Annotated in this window: 18 protein-coding genes; 15 read left to right on the forward strand and 3 right to left on the reverse strand. The window is 60.9% G+C overall.

The genetic code is table 11. The features are described 5' to 3' along the window. Positions 1-23: 23 nt before the first annotated feature. From QMK47_RS08675 to phhA, 3 genes are all read right to left on the reverse strand, one after another. Positions 24-1217 (reverse strand): amino acid aminotransferase, encoded by a 1194-nt coding sequence (locus QMK47_RS08675; RefSeq protein WP_320390053.1) that lies wholly within the window; start codon positions 1215-1217, stop codon positions 24-26. Continuing rightward, a complete protein-coding gene (locus tag QMK47_RS08680; protein WP_003184087.1) occupies positions 1217-1573 on the reverse strand; it encodes a 4a-hydroxytetrahydrobiopterin dehydratase in 357 nt (118 codons plus the stop codon). Before QMK47_RS08680 ends, QMK47_RS08675 begins: the two co-directional genes overlap by 1 nt. 98 nt (positions 1574-1671) lie before the next feature. Then, the gene (gene phhA, locus QMK47_RS08685) at positions 1672-2457 is read right to left on the reverse strand and encodes a phenylalanine 4-monooxygenase (RefSeq protein ID WP_018614446.1); all 786 of its coding nucleotides are present in this window, start codon (positions 2455-2457) and stop codon (positions 1672-1674) included. 398 nt (positions 2458-2855) lie between these two features. Between phhA and QMK47_RS08690 the strand changes: the two genes are divergently transcribed. The 15 genes from QMK47_RS08690 (at position 2856) to QMK47_RS08760 (ending at position 21777) form a co-directional block, all read left to right on the forward strand. Continuing rightward, the gene (locus QMK47_RS08690) at positions 2856-4418 is read left to right on the forward strand and encodes a sigma-54-dependent transcriptional regulator (protein WP_214510718.1); all 1563 of its coding nucleotides are present in this window, start codon (positions 2856-2858) and stop codon (positions 4416-4418) included. A 186-nt stretch (positions 4419-4604) separates the two neighbouring features. Then, on the forward strand, positions 4605-5723 hold the full coding sequence (gene vioA / locus QMK47_RS08695; RefSeq protein ID WP_253472381.1) for a dTDP-4-amino-4,6-dideoxy-D-glucose aminotransferase VioA: 1119 nt from the start codon (positions 4605-4607) through the stop codon (positions 5721-5723). Continuing rightward, complete coding sequence (locus QMK47_RS08700) at positions 5720-6478, forward strand: WbqC family protein (RefSeq protein ID WP_253472383.1); 759 nt, start codon at positions 5720-5722, stop codon at positions 6476-6478. The genes vioA and QMK47_RS08700 overlap by 4 nt, the downstream gene beginning before the upstream one ends. Beyond that, positions 6471-7451, forward strand: coding sequence for a hypothetical protein (locus QMK47_RS08705; RefSeq protein ID WP_320390054.1), 981 nt, complete (start codon positions 6471-6473; stop codon positions 7449-7451). Before QMK47_RS08700 ends, QMK47_RS08705 begins: the two co-directional genes overlap by 8 nt. Then, positions 7448-8005, forward strand: coding sequence for a GNAT family N-acetyltransferase (locus tag QMK47_RS08710; RefSeq protein WP_253472387.1), 558 nt, complete (start codon positions 7448-7450; stop codon positions 8003-8005). Before QMK47_RS08705 ends, QMK47_RS08710 begins: the two co-directional genes overlap by 4 nt. Then, positions 8002-8781 (forward strand): phytanoyl-CoA dioxygenase family protein, encoded by a 780-nt coding sequence (locus QMK47_RS08715; protein WP_253472389.1) that lies wholly within the window; start codon positions 8002-8004, stop codon positions 8779-8781. The genes QMK47_RS08710 and QMK47_RS08715 overlap by 4 nt, the downstream gene beginning before the upstream one ends. 4 nt (positions 8782-8785) lie before the next feature. After that, positions 8786-9538: a class I SAM-dependent methyltransferase gene (locus QMK47_RS08720; RefSeq protein WP_003199040.1), complete on the forward strand. Its 753-nt coding sequence runs from the start codon at positions 8786-8788 to the stop codon at positions 9536-9538. Further along, positions 9535-13041 (forward strand): glycosyltransferase family 2 protein, encoded by a 3507-nt coding sequence (locus QMK47_RS08725; RefSeq protein WP_320390055.1) that lies wholly within the window; start codon positions 9535-9537, stop codon positions 13039-13041. The genes QMK47_RS08720 and QMK47_RS08725 overlap by 4 nt, the downstream gene beginning before the upstream one ends. A gap of 313 nt (positions 13042-13354) precedes the next feature. Beyond that, positions 13355-14092: a flagellar basal body rod protein FlgF gene (locus QMK47_RS08730; protein WP_214510725.1), complete on the forward strand. Its 738-nt coding sequence runs from the start codon at positions 13355-13357 to the stop codon at positions 14090-14092. Between the two features lie 49 nt (positions 14093-14141). Next, the gene (gene flgG / locus QMK47_RS08735; RefSeq protein WP_214510726.1) at positions 14142-14927 is read left to right on the forward strand and encodes a flagellar basal-body rod protein FlgG; all 786 of its coding nucleotides are present in this window, start codon (positions 14142-14144) and stop codon (positions 14925-14927) included. 67 nt (positions 14928-14994) lie between these two features. Further along, positions 14995-15690, forward strand: coding sequence for a flagellar basal body L-ring protein FlgH (gene flgH, locus QMK47_RS08740; protein ID WP_253472395.1), 696 nt, complete (start codon positions 14995-14997; stop codon positions 15688-15690). A 45-nt stretch (positions 15691-15735) separates the two neighbouring features. Next, entirely contained in the window at positions 15736-16806 is a 1071-nt protein-coding gene (locus tag QMK47_RS08745; protein WP_161796644.1) for a flagellar basal body P-ring protein FlgI, read from the forward strand. A gap of 10 nt (positions 16807-16816) precedes the next feature. Then, the gene (gene flgJ / locus QMK47_RS08750; protein WP_253472397.1) at positions 16817-18121 is read left to right on the forward strand and encodes a flagellar assembly peptidoglycan hydrolase FlgJ; all 1305 of its coding nucleotides are present in this window, start codon (positions 16817-16819) and stop codon (positions 18119-18121) included. A gap of 10 nt (positions 18122-18131) precedes the next feature. Beyond that, entirely contained in the window at positions 18132-20198 is a 2067-nt protein-coding gene (gene flgK / locus QMK47_RS08755; protein ID WP_320390056.1) for a flagellar hook-associated protein FlgK, read from the forward strand. Between the two features lie 13 nt (positions 20199-20211). Beyond that, positions 20212-21777, forward strand: coding sequence for a flagellar hook-associated protein 3 (locus tag QMK47_RS08760; RefSeq protein ID WP_253472400.1), 1566 nt, complete (start codon positions 20212-20214; stop codon positions 21775-21777). Positions 21778-21836: the final 59 nt, after the last annotated feature.

The raw sequence follows: 21836 nt of genomic DNA on the forward strand, positions 1-21836 counted from the left end.
AAAATCAACGGCCGACGGTGGCGTTATTTACACGCGTCAGCAATAGCCTCGGCCAGCAGGTCCAGGCGCGTGGCGTCGATGCCGGCCACGTTGGCCCGGCCGGTGCCGACCATGTAGACACTGTGGCGCTCGCGCAGGTGCTTGACCTGTTCCGGCGTCAGGCCGGTGTAGGAAAACATCCCGCGTTGCACGCCGATATGGGCGAAGCGCTCGCGCAAGCCATGGGGTTCGAGGGCCTCCAGCAAGCCGCTGCGCAATTGCGCGATGCGCAGGCGCATGGCCTGGACTTCATCGGCCCACAGGCTCTTGAGTTCCGGGTTGCCGAGAATGGTCGCCACCACGGCCGCACCATGGTCCGGCGGTGTCGACCACAGGTTGCGGGCGATGTTTGCCAGTTGGCTGCGGATGTCCACCAGCTTCTCGGCATCCCGGGCACAGACGATCAACGCACCCGTACGATCGCGGTAGAGGCCGAAGTTCTTCGAGCAGGAACTGGTGACCAGCACTTCCGGCAGGGTCTGGGCAAACAGCCGGACCGCCCAGGCGTCCTGTTCCAACCCATCGCCGAAGCCCTGGTAGGCGAAGTCGATCAGTGGCAGCAGGTCGCGGTCGCGCACCACCTCCAACACCTGGTGCCATTGCTCATGGGACAGGTCGAACCCGGTGGGGTTGTGGCAACAGGCGTGCAGCAGCACCACATCACCTTTGGGCGCCTGGTTCAGGGCCGCCAGCATTGCTTCGAAATCCAGGCGGTTATCGGCGCCCACGTAAGGGTAGTGACTGACCTTGACCCCGGCCGCGGCGAAGATGGTCTCGTGGATCGGCCAGGTCGGGTTGCTCAGCCACACGCCACGGCCCGGCAAACATTGGGCGATGAAGTCGGCACTCAGGCGCAGCGCACCGGTGCCGCCTGGTGTCTGGGTGGCGCCGGCACGTTTGGCGCTGATCAGTGGTGAGTCGGTGCCCAGCACCAGCGCGTTGATCAATTGGCCGAACGCAGCGTCGCCATGGCCGCCGATGTAGGTCTTGGTGGTCTGGCGATCCACTAGCCGTTGTTCAGCCTGTTTCACTGACTGAAGAATCGGCGTCAGGCCCTGGGCATCCTTGTAGACGCCCACGCCCAGGTCGAACTTGCTCGGGTTGGCGTCCGCCCCGTAGGCCTCCATCAGGCCCAGGATCGGGTCGCCGGGTACCCGGCCGATGGCGTCGAAATGCATTACTTGCGGCCCTCGGCGGTCTTGGCCACGTCATCGGTGCGGGCGGCCATGATGAAATCGTTGCGGTGCAGGCCCTTGATGGAGTGGCTCCACCAGGTCACGGTGACTTTGCCCCATTCGGTGAGCAGGCCAGGGTGGTGGCCTTCGGCCTCGGAAATTTCACCGACGGCGTTGGTGAACGCCAGGGCGTGCTTGAAGTTCTTGAACAGGAAAACTTTTTCCAGTTGCATCACGCCGTCGCGCACTTCGATGTTCCAGTCGGGGATCTGCTTGATCAGCACCGGCAGTTCTTCGTCACTGACTTGTGGGGCATCGGCGCGGCAGGCTTCGCAATGGGCTTGGTTCAGAGTGTTCATGGTGTGTTCCCGGATCGAATATTTGAAAACGTCGATGCACCCACGCTAAAGCAAAGCCGCGTCGTGCAACAGACTCAATTGAGATTAAAAGACGCGGTTCACGCAGCCTTCGGTGGGAATTTCGGCGTGTGCAGGCCCAGTTCCCGACCGCGCTTGACCATGCCCATGATGTCTTCGTGGGCCAGGTCGAACAGGCGCTTGAGCTCGGGCAACACGAAATACACCGGTTGCAGGATGTCGATGCGATACGGCGTGCGCATGGCTTCCAGTGGATCGAAGGCCTGATGCTCAGGCTCGTCGGACAGGCAGTACACGGTTTCCTTGGGCGAGGACAGGATGCCGCCACCGTAGATGCGCCGGCCCTGCGGGGTCTGCACCAGGCCGAACTCAATGGTCATCCAGTACAGGCGCGCCAGGTAGACGCGTTCTTCCTTGGACGCCTGTAGGCCGAGCTTGCCGTAGGTGTGGGTGAATTCGGCAAACCAGGGGTTGGTCAGCAGCGGGCAGTGGCCGAAGATCTCGTGGAAAATGTCCGGCTCTTGCAGATAATCCAGCTCTTCGCGGGTACGAATGAAGGTCGCCACTGGAAACTGCTTGCTGGCGAGCAATTCGAAGAAGGTCTGGAAGGGGATCAGTGCCGGCACCCGGGCGACTTGCCAGCCCGTGGTCGCGCCCAGCACCTTGTTGATTTCATCCAGTTGCGGGATACGGTCGTGGGGCAGGCCAAGCTTGTCGATGCCGTCCAGGTATTCCTGGCACGCACGGCCTTCGATGACTTTCAGCTGGCGGGTGATCAGCGTGTTCCACACCGCATGTTCTTCGGCGGTGTAGTGGATAAAACCTTGCGCATCGGGCTCGCGGGCCACGTACTGCGTCTGCTTCATGCTGCTCTCCTGCTGATTTCCCTCTGGGGGAAGATGTGTTTGTTGTTATGTCCAGCGATGTATTAGAGATAACTCGAAGCAGGGGGATACGCATCGGCCTGGCTAAGAGGGCTTGGGTGAAGAAAGGGTTAATTTGTAAAGTTTTCGTTACGAATTGGTCGGTGCTGCGGTGTTGTCGGGTTTTTCAGGTGGGAATCGGCCTACATCTGTCACATAATCTTGACGACTATTTGCGTTGTCGCGCAGAAAACCTTTGTGGCGAGGGAGCTTGCTCCCGCTGGGACGCGAAGCGGCCCTGTTTTTTGGGGCTGCCGCGCAGCCCAGCGGGAGCAAGCTCCCTCGCCACAGGGGGATTTGAATGGCGCGCCTTTCTATCTCATACGCACCCGGGCCTCTTCATGCGCATCAAAGTCCATTGCCAGAACCGCATCGGCATCCTGCGGGACATCCTCAACCTGCTGGTGGAGTACGGCATCAACGTCGCCCGGGGGGAGGTGGGTGGCGAGCATGGCAATGCGATCTACCTGCACTGCCCAAACCTGATCAACATCCAGTTCCAGGCGCTGCGTCCGAAATTCGAAGGCATTGCCGGGGTATTTGGCGTCAAGCGTGTAGGGCTGATGCCCAGCGAGCGTCGGCACATGGAGCTCAACGCCTTGCTCGGCGCCTTGGAATTCCCGGTGCTGTCCATCGACATGGGCGGCTCCATCGTTGCGGCCAACCGGGCGGCGGCGCAGTTGCTCGGGGTGCGAGTGGACGAGGTGCCGGGGATTCCCCTGTCCCGCTATGCCGAGGATTTCGACTTGCCGGAACTGGTGCGGGCCAACCAGTCGCGCATCAACGGCCTGCGGGTCAAGGTCAAGGGCGATGTGTTCCTGGCCGACATCGCGCCACTGCAATCGGAGCACGACGACAGCGAAGCCATGGCCGGTGCGGTGCTGACGCTGCACCGGGCCGACCGGGTGGGCGAACGTATCTATAACGTGCGCAAACAGGAGCTGCGTGGCTTCGACAGTATTTTCCAGAGTTCGAAGGTCATGGCGGCGGTGGTCCGTGAGGCCCGGCGCATGGCACCGCTGGACGCGCCGCTATTGATAGAGGGTGAAACCGGCACTGGCAAGGAGCTGCTGGCCCGCGCCTGTCACCTGGCGAGCCCGCGCGGGCAATCGCCATTGATGGCGCTCAACTGTGCCGGGCTGCCCGAGTCCATGGCCGAGACCGAGCTGTTCGGCTACGGCCCCGGAGCCTTCGAAGGCGCCCGGGCCGAAGGCAAGCTCGGCCTGCTGGAACTGACTGCCGGGGGTACGCTGTTCCTCGACGGGGTCGGGGAAATGAGCCCGCGCCTGCAAGTGAAACTGCTGCGCTTTTTGCAGGACGGTTGCTTCCGGCGTGTCGGCAGCGATGAAGAGGTGTACCTGGACGTCAGGGTGATCTGCGCCACCCAGGTCGATTTGTCCGAACTCTGCGCCCGGGGCGAATTCCGCCAGGATCTGTACCACCGCTTGAACGTGCTTTCCTTGCACATCCCACCGCTGCGCGAATGCCTCGATGGCCTGGCGCCGCTGGTTGAGCATTTCCTCGACCAGGCCAGCCGCCAGATCGGCTGCGCCTTGCCCAAGCTGGCCCCGGCGGCGATGGACCGTCTCAGTCACTACCACTGGCCGGGCAATGTCCGGCAACTGGAAAACGTGCTGTTCCAGGCGGTTTCCCTGTGCGATGGCGGGACGGTGAAGGCCGAGCATATCCGCCTGCCGGACTACGGCGTGCGCCAACCCCTTGGCGATTTTTCCCTTGAGGGTGGCCTGGACGACATTGTCGGGCGCTTCGAGAAAGCGGTGCTGGAGCGCTTGTACTCCGAGCACCCCAGCAGCCGGCAACTGGGCAAGCGGCTGGGGGTTTCCCATACGACCATTGCCAATAAGTTGCGCGAATACGAAGTCGGCAAAGAACCCAGTGCGTGAGCTGAGGTGACGCCGATTATCGGGCTCGCAAGGAGTTGGCCGATTTTTTGCTGGAGTACCCGCACATCAAGAGTCAGCTGTCGGTTTCATGGCGTTGCAGCCCGCCGATATAGACCGTGATGCAACGCCGCGTCTGAGGGATTCCCGAGTCGTGTGCCATTTTTCAGTCACCCGAGTAGTGTACCCATGGCCGATTCCATTACCGTTACCAGCCCGCTGCTACCTCCTCTGGAAGAGTTCACGCCTTACCTGCAGCGAATCTGGGACAGTAAGCGCCTGACCAACGGCGGCCCTTTCCACGAACAACTGGAAAAGGAGTTGGCCGAGTACCTCGGCGTCCAGCATCTTTCGCTGTTTTCCAACGGTACCCTGGCATTGGTGACGGCGCTCCAGGCCCTACGCATCACGGGTGAAGTCATCACTACGCCCTATTCGTTCGTGGCTACCTCTCACTCGCTGCTGTGGAATAATCTCAAACCGGTGTTCGTGGATATCGATCCAGTCACCAAGAACCTCGATCCGCGACGTATCGCCGAAGCCATCACCCCGGCGACTTCGGCGATTCTTCCGGTCCATTGCTATGGCATTCCCTGTGATGTCGAGGGCATCCAGGACGTCGCCGACACCTATGGACTCAAGGTTATCTATGACGCCGCACATGCCTTCGGGGTCCGACACAACGGCGAAAGCATCCTCAACAACGGCGACCTGTCGATCCTCAGCTTCCACGCCACCAAGGTCTTCAATACTTTCGAAGGCGGCGCCATCATCTGCCGTGACGAAAAGATCAAGCAGCGTATCGATTACCTGAAGAATTTCGGTTTTGCCGATGAAGTCACGGTCATGGCTCCCGGCATCAACGGGAAGATGAACGAGTTGCAGGCCGCCTTTGGTGTGCTGCAGTTGCGCTATATCGATGAGGCTCTCAGCCGTCGACAAAAGGTGTTTGAGTATTATCAGAGCGCGCTGGAAGGCATACCTGGTATCAGTCTCCTGGAGCAACCGCAGGGGCTGGACTGGAATTATGCCTATTGTCCGATCCTGGTCGACGGTGAGCGCTTCGGCGTGAGCCGGGACGAGCTGTATGACCGCTACCGTGCTGAAAACATTCTCGTGCGCCGGTATTTCTACCCGCTGATATGCGAGTTTCCGATGTACCGCGGCCTGCCCAGTTCGGATCTCTCTCATTTGGGGAATGCCTACAAAGTGTCTCGCGAGGTACTGTGCCTGCCGATCTATCCGGATCTCGATCCGCAGACCCAGACGCGGATCATCGAGGTACTGCTCAAGGCTCGGGCGGCATGAGCCAGGCCCTCACCTCGAAGGTGTGCGCCCCGGCAACTGACCAGCAGCGCCGCATTGCACTCATGCAACCTTACTTGCTGCCCTATCTGGGTTATTTTCAGCTGATCGCTGCTGTCGACTGTTTTGTCATCTACGACAATGTGCAGTTCATCAAGAACGGCTGGATTGAACGCAACCGCTATCTGCTGGGACAGGAGCCGAAGTGGTTCCGGGTGTCACTGACCAAGGGTAGTCACACTGATCAGATCATGGAAAAACGTATTGCCGAGACGTTCGACCCTGGCGATATCCTTAACAAGCTGAGCTTCGCCTATCGCCGTGCGCCCCACGCGCCGCGCGTGCTTGCGTGGCTTGAGGCACTGCTGGTCGAGCCTGCTTCGAGCATCGCTGAGCTCAACGAACGGATACTGCGGGCCTGCTGTTCCCTGATCGGGTTGCAAACGCCGATCATCCGTTCCAGCGATCTGTCGATTTGCACTGACAGCCGAGCCCAGGACCGGGTACTCGATGTGGTCCAGGCTTGCGCTGGCACCCGCTACCTCAACCCCTTCAACGGCGCTCATCTTTACCAGGCCGAGGCATTCCAACAGGCCGGTATCAGCCTGGAGTTGCTCAAGGCCACCTTGCCCGACTACCGACAGGGGGATGCTGAACAGCCCTTCGTGCCCGGCCTGTCGATTCTCGACGCCTTGATGTACAACGACGCGCAGGTCGTGGGGGCGTGGGCAAAACGAGGAGAGATTGTCCGTGCCTGAAGCCATCGGCGGTTATTTCGAACTGGAGCTGCGCAAGGGGCACCATCCTTACCCGCAGGCCGTTGCCTTCAACTCGGCCCGCTCAGCCTTCAAGGCGCTGGTGTTGGCGCGCAACCTGCGCCGGGTTCATCTGCCTATCTACATCTGCGATGTCATGCAGGACGTGCTGCGCGGATCCGACATAGAAGTGTTGCGATATGCGCTGACCGAGCGGCTCGAGCTGGCGGATCTCCCAGCCCTGCAAGCCGATGAGGCTTTGCTGTTCGTCAATTATTTCGGACTCAAAGCCGACTACATCAGCGAGGTGCTTGCTGTTCGCTACGGCCAGCAATTGATCGTCGACAATTCCCAGGCGCTGTTTTCCCAGCCGCAGTCCGCGATTGCAACCCTTTACTCCCCGCGCAAGTTCGTCGGCGTTGCTGATGGTGGCTGGTTGGCCAATCCCCCTGCTGGCCTGCCGCAAGCGCAGAGCAGCCGTTCCCAGGCGCGTTTCGGCGCGCTGCTGGGGCGCCTTGAAGACTCCCCGCAACATCACTATGCGACGTTCCAGGCATTGGAGCAGGCGCTGGAGAACGATGGCGTCAAGGCGATGGCCACCAGCACTGCGCGCCTGCTCGACAGTATTGATTACCACGAAGTCGCCAGGCGCAGGATAGACAACCTGGCGCACCTGCGCCGACGCCTGGACCACCTCAACCGCTTCGCCATCTGGCCGGTGCAGCCCGTTGCCGCATTGTGTTACCCGCTGCTGGTCAAGTCCGCCGAGACGGCCACCCGATTACGCGCTCAACTGCTGGACCAACATATCTATGTGCCCAGCTACTGGCGTGAAGTGCTGGACAATCCAACTGTGCCGCCCATCGAAAGGGACTGGGCACAATGCTTGCTGCCGCTGCCGATCGACCAGCGATACAACGTCGATGACATGAATCGTCTCGCCGACGTCATCCTTCAGAACACGGGAAAATCATGAGCATTCAAGGTCAACGCATCCTGCTCAGGGCACTGGAGCTTGAGGACTTGCCGCTGCTGCATCAATGGTCCAACGATGAGGCCCTCTGGAGCCTGCTGGGCGGATGGCATTTCCCCACCTCGCGGGAAGCGCAAAGGGAGTGGCTATTGGGTCTCAAGAGCGACTCGCTCAACCAGCGATTCGGTATCGAGGTCCAAGGCCATGGCCTGATCGGTACGGCGAACCTGGTCAGCATCGACTGGAAAAACCGCACAGCCGAACACGGCATGATGATTGGCGACTCCTCCCTGCGCGGCCAGGGTCATGGCACCGACGTGATTGCCACGGTGATGCGCTATGCCTTCGACGAACTGGGCTTGAGCCGCCTCTCGACCACCATCATTGAGTACAACGCGGCGTCCCTGGCGACCTACACGCGCAAGACCCCTTGGGTCATCGAGGGTGTGCAGCGCCAGTGGTACTACCGCAAGGGCCAGCGTTGGGACCGCATCATGCTGGGCGTGAGCGCCGAAGAGTACCGCGCCTGGCAAGCCGCGCGGGGAGACAACCTATGAACCCGGTGTTGCTAGCGCTGCAAGCGAACGGCTACGTCTGCCTGCCCTCCCTGATTGCGGATCCGCTGCTCGGCCAACTGCGCGAAGACCTGGGGCGCGCCATAGACCGTTGCCGTCAGGTGCAACTGGAAAATGGTATTACCCAGCGAACCGAACAGACCGCGCACCATATCCTGACGCAGGACTCCAGTTTCGTTGAATTGCTCGATCGATTCGCCGAATGGGGGATCGTCGACATTCTGCGGCACATGCTCGGCGGTGCCGCGATTCTCAATTCGTTTGGCGGCCTGAACAACCTGAGCAGCACCGACGCCTATGTGCGTAATGTGCACCGTGACGTACGTTCCTGGTCAGCCGAGTCCATGCAGATGGCCCAGGCGCTGGTGCTGCTCGACGACTTCACTGTCGACAACGGTGCGACCCTGTTCCTGCCGGGTTCGCACGCGGCACCGGACAAACCCGAGCCTCAGGTGTTCGAGGAGCAGGCCCGCAAGGCCTTGGGCAGTGCTGGTTCTATCTACTTGTTCGATTCACGCATCTGGCATGCCGCCGGTGTCAATCGTACCGACCAACCACGACGGTGCCTGACGCTGACCTTCACACGCAGCTATTTCAAACCGCAGTTCGATTATTGCCGAGCGCTCGGCGAAGACTTCTGCCGCTCGCAAACACCGAGCATGCAACAACTGCTGGGGTGGTATGCCCGTACCCCCTCGACCCTTCACGAGTGGTACCAACCTGAAGAACAGCGTTTCTACAGGAAAAGTCAGGAATAACACCATGTCCGTACGCGATTACAACAAAGAGTTTCAGGATAACGCTCACCGCAGCTACTTCTACGATTTCGATTCGCGGCTGCGACGCTACATGCTGGACAGCTTCGGCCCCTGGCTGGCGAAGGGACCGACCCTGGAAATGGGTTGCTTCGAAGGTGCCTTTACGACGCTGTTCGCTGAGCGCTTTGCCGACCTGACGGTCATCGAAGCGGCCAGCGACCTGATCGATGTCACCCGTAAAAAGGTCGGCTCAGGCGTCAGGTTCGTCTGCAGTACCTTTGAAGAAGCCGAGCTGGAACCACGCTTCGAGAATATCTTCCTGATCCACACCCTGGAGCACCTCGACGACCGCCAGGCAGTGCTCAAGCGCGTGCGCAACTGGCTCGCGCCTGGGGGGCGTTTGTTCATTGCCGTACCAAACGCCAATGCACCTTCGCGCCAGATCGCCGTCAAGATGGGCTTGATCGAGCACAACAGTGCCGTGACCGAAGGCGAGCGTCTGCATGGCCACCGAGTGACCTACACCCTCGATACCCTCGATCACGAAGTACGCAGTGCCGGTTGGCATGTGAGCCACCGTGGAGGGGTCTTCTTCAAGCCGCTGGCCAACTTCCAGCTGGACAAGGCTCTGGAAACCCAGCTTATCGATGAGCGTTTCATGGATGCCTGCCATGCCCTGGGCATGGTCTATCCAGACTTGTGCGCCAGTGTCTTCGTCATTTGTGAGCAGCCCTCCAGCCCCAAGGCCACCGTATGACCACCCCGTCCCTGCATGGCAAACCGCGTCACCCTTACTACATCGGTGCTCCCAACTATCGGGAAACCTCCTCGGGCGTGTGCGTATTGCACTACCTGTGCCACGTCCTGAACCTGTCCGGCTACGAGGCCTACCTCACGCCCTGCCAGGTCAACCCGAAACTGCGCACCCCGATCCTTACCGACGAGGTGCGTCGGCAGCACCGGTCGCTAGGCTTGGCGCCCATTGCTGTGTATTCCGAGGTGATGGACGGTAACCCGTTAGACGCACCGATCGTAGCCCGTTATATTCTGAACCGTGAAGGCTTCCTCACTGGCCGTGCGATCAAGTCGCAAAAATCAGACCTGTTTTTCTATTTCACCCAGGATTTCGGTGGCGACAGCGATAACAGCAACCTGCTCCTGTTGCCGGTCATCGACTCGGAGTTGTTTTCACCGCCAACCGAGCCGGTGCAGCGCAGTGGCAACTACCTGTACCTGCACCGCATCGACAGGTCCAAGGTCGACTACTCGATGTTGCCGGACGGTATCGAAGTCCTGAGCATGGACAACCCGAAGACCCTTGCTGAACTGGCACAGATTTTTCGAACGGCCTCAACGCTTTACAGTTACGAAATTTCGGCAACGTGTACCGAAGCCATGCTTTGTGGTTGCCCGGTTATCTACATGCCTGGCGGTCATGTGAAGACCCAGCCGTTCATCGAGCAGTTTGGTGATGCGGGCTCGGCACTTTATGACGAACCAGGTGGGCTGGAGCGCGCCCGTGCGACGGTGATGCAAGCTCGCAGGCGCTGGCTGGACCTTGAAAAGGCCTTCTGGCCTCAACTGGAACGTTTCATCGATATCACTCAGCAGGCTGCTATACAGCATGCCATTGATGTTCGTGTGCCCTCCATCAAGGACTGGCTGCGCAACCGAGTGCTGACGCCGATCCAGCAGCAACTTGTCGATCAGCGCCGTCAGCAGCTCAGCGGACAAACCAGCCTGACGCTGCTGATACTCGATCCCCAGGGCGACTTCAATGCCTTGAGCGATACCGTGGAAAGTCTTGCGCTGTGGCGATCGCGCTCCTCGATCAGCATGCGCATGGTGGTCTTGAGCCCTGCGCCAAGTCCGGCCAACTTGCCCGGCAGCCTGCACTGGCTCACCTGCGCCCAGCCAGGCGCCGTCGAGTTGAACGAAGTTCTGCAGGCAGACGACAGCGACTGGATCATGCTGCTGACGGCCGGCGACGAGGTCTTGCCTGCGGGCACGTTGATGCTCGATCTGGAACTGCCGGGTGCCAACGGTTGCCGGATGATCTATTGCGATGGCATGTATCGCTCAGAGAATGGCCCTCAAGCGGTCTTCCGGCCTAGCATCAACCTCGACTACCTCTTGAGCCTGCCATTGACTATGGCCAACCACTGGCTGATTCGTCGCGAGTTGGCGCTGGAGGTTGGCGGTTACGATCCTCAGGTGCCTGCGGCGCTCGAGCTGGACTTGATCCTGCGACTGATCGAAACCGGGAGCATGAACGGCATCGCCCATCTGAACGAGCCGCTGGTAGCCAGCAACACGCCGACCCTTGTCGATAACCCGGACGAGCTCTATGCCCTGCAACGGCACCTGGACAATCGCGGCTACACGAACGCCAGGGTCCTGCAGGAGCCGCCTCGGCATTACCACATCAAGTACGGTCATGATCAACAGCCCCTGGTGTCGATCCTGATTCCTACCCGGGACCAGTTGCCGCTGCTGCAGCGCTGCGTGGAAAGCCTGTTGTCCAAGACCCGCTATCCGTACTTCGAGATTATTCTGATCGACAATGGCAGCGAGACCGAAGAGGCACTCACCTGGCTGAGCGAGATGGAGTCGATCGGGGGGGACAAGGTTCGTGTCATCCGCTTCCCTTATCCATTCAACTTCAGCGCCATGAACAACCTGGCGGCCAGTCAGGCGCGCGGCGAATACCTGGTGTTGTTGAACAACGATACGGCAATCATCCACGAGGATTGGCTGGATGAACTGCTCAACCACGCCTTGCGCCCCGAAGTGGGGATCGTTGGCGCCAAGCTGATTACCCCGGAAGGCACCGTCCAGCATGCAGGCCTGATCACCGGTTTGCGCGGCCCTGCCGGCAGCCCATTCACCGATCAGGCTGCCAACGGCGGCGGCTACATGCAGCGCCTGGTGGTCGACCAAAACACCAGTGCGGTCAGTGCGGCCTGTCTGATGATTCGCACGGCGATCTACCTGGAAGCCGGCGGTATGGATGACGCGCTGTTCCAGGTCACCTGCAACGATCTGGACCTGTGCCTGAAAGTGGCGAACCTTGGCTATCTGAATGTCTGGACCCCTCATGCCGTGCTCGTGCATGAGGGGGAGGGGACTTGGTCAAGCGTTGGCAAGGACCCACTCAACCAGCAACGCTTCGCCTTGGAACAAGAGCAAGCCTTGAGTAAATGGCTGAGCGTCCTGGCCAATGATCCTGCCTACAACAGCAACCTGTCGTTGCGCGGCGCCGGCTTCGAGCTGGAAGCCATCAACGAGCTGTCCTGGCGACCGCTGTCCTGGCGGCCGCTGCCTGTGGTGTTGGTGCATCCTGGGAAGTCGGCAAAAGCCGCCAGGTTGCGTATTGTCGAGCCGTTCAAGGCTTTGCGCGACTTCGGCAGAATCGAAGGCTGCATCAGCAGTAGCCTGTTACCGGCAACGACGCTTGCGCGCTACAACCCCGACGTCATCGTCTTCCAGCATCAGGCTGACCCGCTTCGTTTGGAGCAGATGCAAAGCATCAGCACTCTTTCCAGCGCGTTCAAGGTCCTTGAGCTGGATACGCTGACGCCAGAGGTTCCGGGGTGGATGACTTCGCTGCAGCAAGCGGCAAGCCTGGTTGACTGCGTCGTGGTGGCGACGCCTGCAATGGCTCACGCCTGTGCCGGGCTGCATCAGGATGTTCGTGTTCTCGAAACGCGCCTGGACAACAGATGGCGCAATCTTTCCGTCGTGCGCCAGACGTTTGGCATCCCTCGCATAGGCTGCGCTATCGATCCGGCGCAACCCTTCGTCCAGCCGTTGATCCTTGAGTTGATGCAAGCGCTGGCCGGTCAAGTGGAGTGGGTACTCTGGGGGGATGTGCCCACGTATCTGCAAGCGCTCGCCTGCGAGGTTCATGATGACGTTCACGACAATCCCGATGTCATGGCCAGCCTCAACCTGGATATTGTCCTCGCTCCACAGGGCTTCGGTAAGAACGACCAAGGGGCGAGCTTGCTTCATCATCTGCAGTATGGTGCTTGCGGCTACAGTGTGATCGGCAGCGACACCGCCGATTACCTGGGCGATCTCGCCATCACGCGGATCGCTGACAGCCGAGGGCAGTGGCTGGAGGCGATCAACGGGCACCTGGCTGATCGGCACGCCTCACGACAACAAGCTGAGCGACTGCGCGAGCAAGTGCTGGCCAACTGGGTCTTCGACGATACCTACGCGGCACATTGGGTCAAGGGATGGCTGCCCAACTGACGGAGGCCTGAGTGAGGCGGCAGGGGAAGTACCCCCTGCCGCCTCAATGGTCAATCCGACCCTCTGTGGTCTGCTCGCACAGGCTGCGCCATACCGCGCTGCAGTAGAAGCGATCAAAGGCTGACACTTGCCACTTAACGGCATGACACCGCCGGTTTTTCGACTTCGACACATTTAATCAACCCCCCTCTGAATCCCTCAAACCCTTTGTTTGCCGGGCCTGGCCCCGCCAGAAAAAAGTTGGTCTGCAAATTGCTTAAGGCTGTGCAACACAGCAGTGGGCGGCAAACGTCCGGCATGCAGAGGAACGACAGTGGACAAGTACCTTTATGTGGCAATGACCGGCGCCAGCCAGAACGCACTGGCGCAGCGGGCCCATGCCAACAACCTGGCGAACATCTCCACCAATGGTTTTCAGAAAGACCTGGAGCAGGCGCGCTCGATGCCGGTGTTCGGCGACAGCTTTCCGGCGCGGGCGTTTGCCCTGTCCGAACGACCTGCTACTGATTTCACCCCGGGTGCGCTGATTGAAACCGGTCGCGACCTCGACGTCGCGGTCAGCGGGCCGGGCTGGATGGCCGTGCAGAACCCCGACGGCGGTGAAAGCTACGTGCGCACCGGCAGCCTCAATGTTGACGCCCTGGGCGTACTGCGGGCCGGCAACGGCATGCCGGTGATGGGCAACGGCGGTCCGATCGCCGTGCCGCCGGAGCAGAAAATCGAGATCGGCCAGGACGGCACCATCAGCATCCGCGCCATGGGCGAAGGCCCGCGGGTAATGGCTGAAGTGGACCGCATCAAGCTGGTCAACCCGGACCTCAAGAACATGACCAAGGGCCTGGATGGTTCGATCCGGACCAAGGACGGCCAGCCGGCGCCCATCGATGCCAACGTGCAGTTGGTGTCGGGTTTCCAGGAAGCGAGCAACGTCAATGCCGTGGATGAGATGACCTCGGTGCTGGCCCTGGCCAAGCAGTTCGAGCTTCACGTCAAGATGATGAACACCGCCAAAGAAGGCGACGAGGCCATGGCTCGGGTCTTGCAGATCTAACCATTAACTAAAGCGTCGCGCCGAAAAACAGGCGTACGAGGAGAATCGAATGCTTCCGGCTCTATGGGTTGCCAAAACAGGTCTGTCCGCCCAGGACACCAACCTGACGACCATTTCCAACAACCTGGCGAACGTTTCGACCACGGGTTTCAAACGTGATCGTGCCGAGTTCCAGGACCTGCTGTATCAGGTGAAACGCCAGCCTGGCGCCCAGTCGACCCAGGACAGCGAACTGCCGTCGGGCCTGCAAGTGGGTACCGGTGTACGCATTGTCGGCACCCAGAAAAACTTCACCGCCGGCAGCCTGCAAACCACCGAGCAGCCGCTGGACATGGCCATCGACGGTCGCGGTTTCTTCCAGATCCTGCAGCCGGACGGCACCACGTCCTACACCCGTGACGGTACGTTCCACCTCGATTCCAACGGCCAGATCGTCAATGCCAGCGGTTTCGCCCTGGAGCCGGCGATCATCATCCCGAACGATGCCCAGACCTTTACCGTGGGCCGTGACGGCACCGTGTCCATCACGGTGGCGGGCAACCCGGCCTCCCAAGTGATCGGCAACCTGCAGACCGCCGACTTCATCAACCCGGCCGGCCTGCAAGCGGTGGGCAACAACCTGTTCCTGGAAACCGCCGCCAGTGGTGCGCCACAAATCGGCACCCCGGGCCTGAACGGTTTCGGCACCACGCTGCAGAACACCCTGGAAACGTCCAACGTGAGCACCGTGGAGGAGATGGTCAACATGATCACCACCCAGCGCGCCTACGAGATGAACTCCAAGGTGATCTCCACTGCCGACCAGATGCTCTCGTTCGTTACGCAGAATCTGTAATCACGTCGTCCGTCATTGCATAGACAGGGCGGCCCCAGGGTCGCCTGCAACACCAAGAGGTAGGGTCATGAAACGCTTCGTATCTGTTCTGGCACTGAGTGGGATCACCGCACTCGCGGGCTGTGTCGCGCCGACACCCAGGCCCAATGACCCGTATTACGCCCCGGTGTTGCCGCGCACGCCGTTGCCGGCTGCGGCCAACAATGGTTCGATCTACCAGGCCGGCTTCGAGCAGAACCTGTACAGCGACCGCAAGGCCTTCCGGGTCGGTGACATCATCACCATCACCCTGAACGAGCGGACCCAGGCCAGCAAGAACGCCAACTCGCAAATGGACAAGACCAGCAATACCAGCGTCGGCCTGACCTCGCTGTTCGGCTCCAGCTTGACCGCCAACAACCCGATCGGGGGCAACGACCTGAGCCTCAACGCCGGGTACAACTCTGACCGTGCCACCAAGGGCGACAGCAAGTCCGGCCAGAGCAACAGCCTGACCGGCTCGATTACCGTGACCGTCGCCGATGTGCTGCCCAACGGCATCATCGTCGTGCGCGGCGAGAAGTGGCTGACCCTTAACACGGGTGACGAACTGGTGCGCATCGCCGGCATGGTTCGCGCCGATGACATCGCCACCGACAACACGGTTTCCTCGACCCGTGTGGCCGATGCACGCATCACCTACTCGGGCACCGGTGCCTTTGCCGATGCGAGCCAGCCAGGTTGGTTCGACCGTTTCTTCCTCAGCCCGAAGTTCCCTTTCTAGGTGGCCCAGTTGAATCTTAAGCAGCTGTTGCTCGGTGCCCTGGTGATGTCCGCGGCCTTCACCGCTCAAGCCGAGCGTCTGAAGGACATTGCCAGCATTTCCGGCGTGCGTTCCAACCAGTTGATCGGCTATGGCCTGGTCGTGGGGCTGAACGGCACCGGTGACCAGACCACCCAGACCCCGTTCACCCTGCAGACCTTCAACAACATGTTGTCGCAGTTCGGCATCAAGGTGCCGGCCGGTTCCGGCAACGTCCAGTTGAAAAACGTCGCGGCCGTGTCGATCAGTGCTGATCTGCCGGCGTTCGCCAAGCCTGGCCAACAGGTGGATATCACCGTCTCGTCCATCGGTAACTCCAAGAGCCTGCGTGGCGGCACTCTGCTGCTGACGCCGCTCAAGGGTATCGACGGCAACGTCTACGCCATCGCCCAGGGCAACCTGGTGGTGGGCGGTTTCGATGCCGAGGGGCGCGACGGTTCGAAGATCACCGTCAACGTTCCGTCGGCCGGTCGAATCCCTGGCGGCGCGTCGGTGGAACGTGCGGTACCGAGCGGTTTCAACCAGGGCAACAGCCTGACGCTGAACCTCAACCGTTCCGACTTCACCACCGCCAAGCGTATCGTCGACAAGATCAACGACATGCTCGGCCCAGGTGTGGCCCAGGCCCTCGATGGTGGCTCGATCCGCGTCACCGCGCCTCTCGACCCAAGCCAGCGGGTCGACTACCTGTCGATCCTGGAAAACCTCGAGGTCGATCCGGGCCAGGCGGTGGCGAAAGTCATCATCAACTCGCGTACCGGCACCATCGTGATCGGTCAGAACGTCAAGGTGTCTCCGGCCGCCGTGACCCACGGCAGCCTGACCGTGACCATCACCGAAGACCCGATCGTCAGCCAGCCTGGCCCGTTGTCCAACGGCCAGACGGCGGTAGTGCCCCGTTCGCGGGTCAATGCCGAGCAAGAAGCCAAGCCGATGTTCAAGTTCGGCCCGGGCACTACCCTGGATGAAATCGTCCGGGCGGTGAACCAGGTCGGCGCGGCGCCGGGCGACTTGATGGCGATTCTCGAAGCCTTGAAGCAGGCCGGCGCGTTGCAAGCCGACCTGATCGTGATTTGAGGACCGGTCCATGGACATGCGCAAGGGCACTTTGATCAGCGGGGATTCGGGTTCCTACTCGGACCTGAACCGTCTGAACCAGCTCAAGGTCGGCGACAAGAACAGCGACGGCAACCTGCGTAAAGTGGCCCAGGAATTCGAGTCGCTGTTCCTTGGCGAAATGCTCAAGTCCATGCGTTCGGCCACCGATGCGCTGGGCAAGGACAATCCGATGAACACACCGCAAGCCAAGCAGTACCAGGAAATGTACGACCAGCAGTTGGCCGTTTCCATGTCCCGCGAAGGCGGTGGTATCGGCCTGGCCGATGTGCTGCTGCGCCAGATGTCCAAGAACAAACCGCTGGCGCCAGGCGAGGCGGCAAGCTTGTCGGCCGCCAAGCAGCAAGAGGCGCTGGACAAGGTTGCCAAGGCAGCGGTGCCAACGCCAGTGGCCGCCGGCACGCTGCCTGATGGCCCGCTTTCGCGTTCCAACGGCCAGCGTCCGCTGTGGGCTTCCCGGGCGGTGAACGTGCCGCAAGGGGCGGGCGAGGGTACTCACCGCAATGACATGGAGCTGATCAACCAGCGCCGTCTGGCCTTGCCGCCGAAACTGGCTGACCGCCTGCTTGCCGGGCTGGTGCCTTCGGCCGCCGCCAACGCCGATGCGCCTGCACAGAACGTCCTGACGGATCGCGCCATCGCCGCCGTCAAGCCGGCGACTGGCGAACTGGCCAATGGTGACTGGTTGGCTGCACTCAAGGCCGCCGAGCCGAAAGGCGACATGCAGGTCTATGGCCGCGCCGTGGCCCAGCCACCGCTGGCACCGGCACGCAAGGCCTTCCGCGATGCCGACGAATTCGTCAACGCCATGCTGCCAATGGCCAAGGAAGCCGCCGACCGCATCGGTGTCGACCCGCGTTACCTGGTGGCCCAGGCCGCCCTGGAAACCGGTTGGGGCAAATCGGTCATGCGCCAGCCCGATGGCACCAGCAGTCACAACCTGTTCGGCATCAAGGCCAGCGCCAATTGGAAGGGCGATTCGGCCCGGGCGATCACCAGCGAATTCCGCAATGGCGCGATGGTCAAGGAAACGGCCGAGTTCCGCTCCTATGCCTCGTACCGCGACAGTTTCCATGACTTGGTCAACCTGCTGCAAAGCAACAGTCGCTATCAAGATGTACTGAAGTCGGCCGATAACCCCGAACAGTTTGTACGCGAGTTGCAGAAGGCCGGTTACGCCACCGACCCGCACTACGCCAGCAAGATTTCGCACATAGCCCGGCAGATGACGAGTTACCAAAACTACGCTTCGGCTGGCGCCACCACGACTTTATAAGGTCTGAACCATGAGTTTGCTCAATATCGGGATGTCGGGTCTGTCCGCAAGCCAGACCGCACTGGTGACCACGGGTAACAACATCGCCAACGTCGATACCGCAGGGTATTCGCGTCAGCAGACCGTGCAGACCACCAAGGCGTCGAACCAGTACGGCAACGTGTTCATCGGTTCCGGCACGACCCTGGCCGATGTGCGCCGGGTGTATAACGCCTTCCTTGAAGCACAACTGAAAACCACCACGTCGCTCAACAGTGACGCAGCGGCCTATCAGGGCCAGATCACTCCGCTCGACTCCCTGTTGTCGGACAGCGGCACCGGTCTCAACGGCGCGCTGACCAAGTTTTTCGCCTCGGTGCAGAACGTCAACGCCAAGCCGGGTGACGATGCATCCCGTCAGCTGCTGCTCAGCGATGCCCAGGCCTTGAGCAACCGTTTCAATTCGGTTGCCAACCAGTTGACGGAGCAGAGCCAGAACATCAATGGCAACCTGTCGAATATGGTCGACCAGGTCAATAACCTGGCGGCCACCGTGGCGCAGTTGAACAAGAAAATCGCCGAAGTCTCCAATGCCGGCGGCGCGCCCAACGACCTGCTCGACGCCCGCGGCGAAACCATTCGCCAGCTCTCGACCTTCACCGGCACGCAGGTTGTCGAGAACGGCAGCAGCCTGGACATTTACCTGGGCTCCGGCCAACCGTTGGTGATGGGCAATATCGTCAATACCTTGCAAGCGGTGCCGGACAAGAACGATCCGGGGCGCATTGGTATCCAGCTCAACAGCGGTTCCAGTTCCATGGACCTGACCTCGGTGCTCACCGGCGGCGAGATCGGTGGCCTGATGCGCTACCGCAGCACCGTGCTCGACCCGGCCATGAACGAGCTGGGTCGCGTGGCCCTGGTGGTCGCCGACCAGATGAACAGCGTCCAGGCCTCGGGCATCGACATGAACGGGGCCTTCGGCTCCAACCTGTTCACTAACATCAACAGCGCCGCGCAGATCAGCCAGCGCAGCGTTGCGTCGTTGAACAACAGCGCCGGCTCCGGCAACTTCAACATCGCCATCAAAGACTCCGGCAAGCTGACCACCAACGACTACAAGGTGACGTTCACCACCGGCACGGACTACACCGTCCAGCGCCTGCCCGACGGCACCTCGATGGGCGCGTTCAACACTGCGACCACGCCGCCGCCGGTGATCGACGGTTTCTCGATGACCTTCGCCAACGGCACCGCTGCCGCCGGCGACACGTTCAAGCTCACGCCGACCCGCAACGAGGCGGCCAACATCAAGACCGAGATGACCGACTCCAAGCGGCTGGCGATTGCCGCGCCGTTGGGCGCCGCCATCGTGCCAGGGGGCAGCGGTACGCTGACCATTCCGGCCAACGGCCAGCCGAGCATGACCACCAAGCTGGACATCTACGACGCCGCCACCACGACCATCATCCAGAACGGCATCAAGAACTCCATGCCGGTCAAGGTGGTGTTCGGCGCGACGTCCGCCGATGGCACCAGCCAGGCTTATCAGTTGCTCGATGCCAAGGGCACTCAGATCAGCAATGGCACGATCAAACCTGGCGAAAGCAACACCCTGAGCCTGAGTGTTCCGCTCAAGGACGCCAGTGGTAACCCGATCATGGATTCTTCCGTGCCACCGGTACAGCGCACCGTCACGTTCGACATGTCCATTGCCGGTGCTCCGTCCAGCGGAGCGTCCATCAATGTCAGCCTCAGCCAGCCCGGCAGCCTGGACAACCGTAACGGTACTGTCCTGGCCGGCTTGCAGACCGCCAAGACCGTGGACACCGGTTCCTCCAGCAAGGGCATTTCCCTGAACGATGCCTACGGCAAGCTGGTGGAGGGCGTCGGCGCCAAGGCCGCCCAGGGCAAGCTCGACAGTGCCGCCACTGGCGCGATCCTGGACAACGCCAAGACCGCCCGCGATTCGTTGTCGGGCGTGGACCTGGATGAAGAAACCGGCAACCTGGTCAAGTTCCAGCAGTACTACACCGCGTCTTCGCAGATCATCAAGGCGGCGCAGCAAATTTTCAGCACTTTGATCAACAGTCTTTAAGGAGCCGTAGCCCATGCGCATTTCTACTTCTCAGTTTTACGAAAGCACGGCTGCGAACTACCAGAAAAATTTCGCCAAGGTGGTCAAGACCAGCGAAGAAGCCAGCAGCCTGGTACGTGTGAACACCGCCGCGGATGATCCGGTGGGCGCTTCGCGCCTGCTGCAACTGGGCAACCAGGCTTCGATGCTTTCCCAATATGAAGCCAACGTCACCACCATCAAGGCGACCCTGGGCACGACCGAAGCGGTCATGACCAGCATCGGCAACGTGCTCCAGCGCGCCAAGGAATTGGCCGTCAGTGCTGGCAACGCCGCCTACACCGACTCGGACCGTAAAGCCGTTGCCTCGGAATTGGGGTCGATCGAAGATCAGTTGCTGAGCCTGATGAACACCAAGGATGAAAACGGCAAGTACATTTTTTCCGGTTCCAAGGGCGATGTCGTACCGTTCACCCGCAACGACGACGGCACCTACAGCTACAACGGCGACCAGGTGACCCTGGACCTGCCGATCGGCGACACCATGTCGATGGCCACCAACAGCACTGGCTGGGAAGTGTTCCAGCAAGCCGTCAACACCAGTCGCAGCCAGGTCACCATGACCGCGCCGGCGGTGGATGATGGTCGCGTGGTGTTGACCAACGGCCAAGTGTCGTCCAGCGTGACCTACAACAGCCAGTTCCGCAGTGGCGAGCCGTACACGGTGGAGTTCACCAGCGGCACCCAGTTGAAAATCACCGATTCGGGTGGCAACGATGTGACCGCCGAAGCCAGCAAGGGCGGTGTCATCGAGCCTAATAACCAGATCGGGCAGACTGTGAGCTTTCGCGGCGTCGACTTGACCTTGAACGTCAATCTTCAAGCGGGCGACGTTGCCGGAACGGTGTTGCCAGGCCATACCTTCACCCTGGCCGCCAAGCCCGATACGTTCACTCCGGCCCGCAGCCCGGGCAACACCACCGCGACTCAGATCACCGGTAGCCAGATCACCGATCCAGTGGCCTACCACGCCAGCTTCCCGACGGGGTCGGCGGTACTGAAGTTTACCAGTGCCACGGACTTCGACCTGTACGCCGCGCCACTGACCGCTGACAGCAAGCCGGTGTCCAGCGGCACCCTGGCGGGTAACGTCGCCACCGCATCCGGTGTGAGTTTCACGCTCAATGGTGCCGTGGCCGCCAACGACCAGTTCAGCATCGCGGTCAATACCCACGAGACGCAGAACGTACTGGACACCGTGAACCAGTTGCGGACTGCCTTGAACACGCCGACCGATGGCGACAACATCGCCATCCAGAAACTCAATGCGTCACTGGCTTCGGCTATCGGTAACCTGGCCAGCGGCACTGACCAGTTGACCAGTGCATTGAGCTCGGTCGGCGGTCGCGGCCAGTCGCTCGATACCCAGAGCGATACCAATCAGAGCTTTGTCCTGGCTAACACGCAGACCCAGTCGGCGATTCGTGATTCCGACGCGGCCGAGGTGATGACGCGCCTGACCTTGCAGCAGACTATGCTTCAAGCGTCGCAGTTGGCGTTCAGCAAGATCGCTCAATTGGGCCTGTTCAACAAAGTGTGATCCAGGGCCGGGACCGTGACGTTATAAGCGGTCCCTGACCCGTTCCTTTATACGATTCA

This window comes from Pseudomonas sp. P9_35 (genome assembly GCF_034008205.1).
Taxonomy (GTDB): Bacteria; Pseudomonadota; Gammaproteobacteria; order Pseudomonadales; family Pseudomonadaceae; genus Aquipseudomonas; species Aquipseudomonas kilonensis.

Coding starts and splice junctions, on each gene's coding strand:
- QMK47_RS08675 (WP_320390053.1), bottom strand. CDS start 1,217: ATGCATTTCGACGCCATCGGCCGGGTACCCGGCGACCCGATCCTGGGC.
- QMK47_RS08680 (WP_003184087.1), bottom strand. CDS start 1,573: ATGAACACTCTGAACCAAGCCCATTGCGAAGCCTGCCGCGCCGATGCC.
- phhA (WP_018614446.1), bottom strand. CDS start 2,457: ATGAAGCAGACGCAGTACGTGGCCCGCGAGCCCGATGCGCAAGGTTTT.
- QMK47_RS08690 (WP_214510718.1), top strand. CDS start 2,856: ATGCGCATCAAAGTCCATTGCCAGAACCGCATCGGCATCCTGCGGGAC.
- vioA (WP_253472381.1), top strand. CDS start 4,605: ATGGCCGATTCCATTACCGTTACCAGCCCGCTGCTACCTCCTCTGGAA.
- QMK47_RS08700 (WP_253472383.1), top strand. CDS start 5,720: ATGAGCCAGGCCCTCACCTCGAAGGTGTGCGCCCCGGCAACTGACCAG.
- QMK47_RS08710 (WP_253472387.1), top strand. CDS start 7,448: ATGAGCATTCAAGGTCAACGCATCCTGCTCAGGGCACTGGAGCTTGAG.
- QMK47_RS08715 (WP_253472389.1), top strand. CDS start 8,002: ATGAACCCGGTGTTGCTAGCGCTGCAAGCGAACGGCTACGTCTGCCTG.
- QMK47_RS08720 (WP_003199040.1), top strand. CDS start 8,786: ATGTCCGTACGCGATTACAACAAAGAGTTTCAGGATAACGCTCACCGC.
- QMK47_RS08725 (WP_320390055.1), top strand. CDS start 9,535: ATGACCACCCCGTCCCTGCATGGCAAACCGCGTCACCCTTACTACATC.
- flgG (WP_214510726.1), top strand. CDS start 14,142: ATGCTTCCGGCTCTATGGGTTGCCAAAACAGGTCTGTCCGCCCAGGAC.
- flgH (WP_253472395.1), top strand. CDS start 14,995: ATGAAACGCTTCGTATCTGTTCTGGCACTGAGTGGGATCACCGCACTC.
- QMK47_RS08745 (WP_161796644.1), top strand. CDS start 15,736: ATGTCCGCGGCCTTCACCGCTCAAGCCGAGCGTCTGAAGGACATTGCC.
- flgJ (WP_253472397.1), top strand. CDS start 16,817: ATGGACATGCGCAAGGGCACTTTGATCAGCGGGGATTCGGGTTCCTAC.
- flgK (WP_320390056.1), top strand. CDS start 18,132: ATGAGTTTGCTCAATATCGGGATGTCGGGTCTGTCCGCAAGCCAGACC.
- QMK47_RS08760 (WP_253472400.1), top strand. CDS start 20,212: ATGCGCATTTCTACTTCTCAGTTTTACGAAAGCACGGCTGCGAACTAC.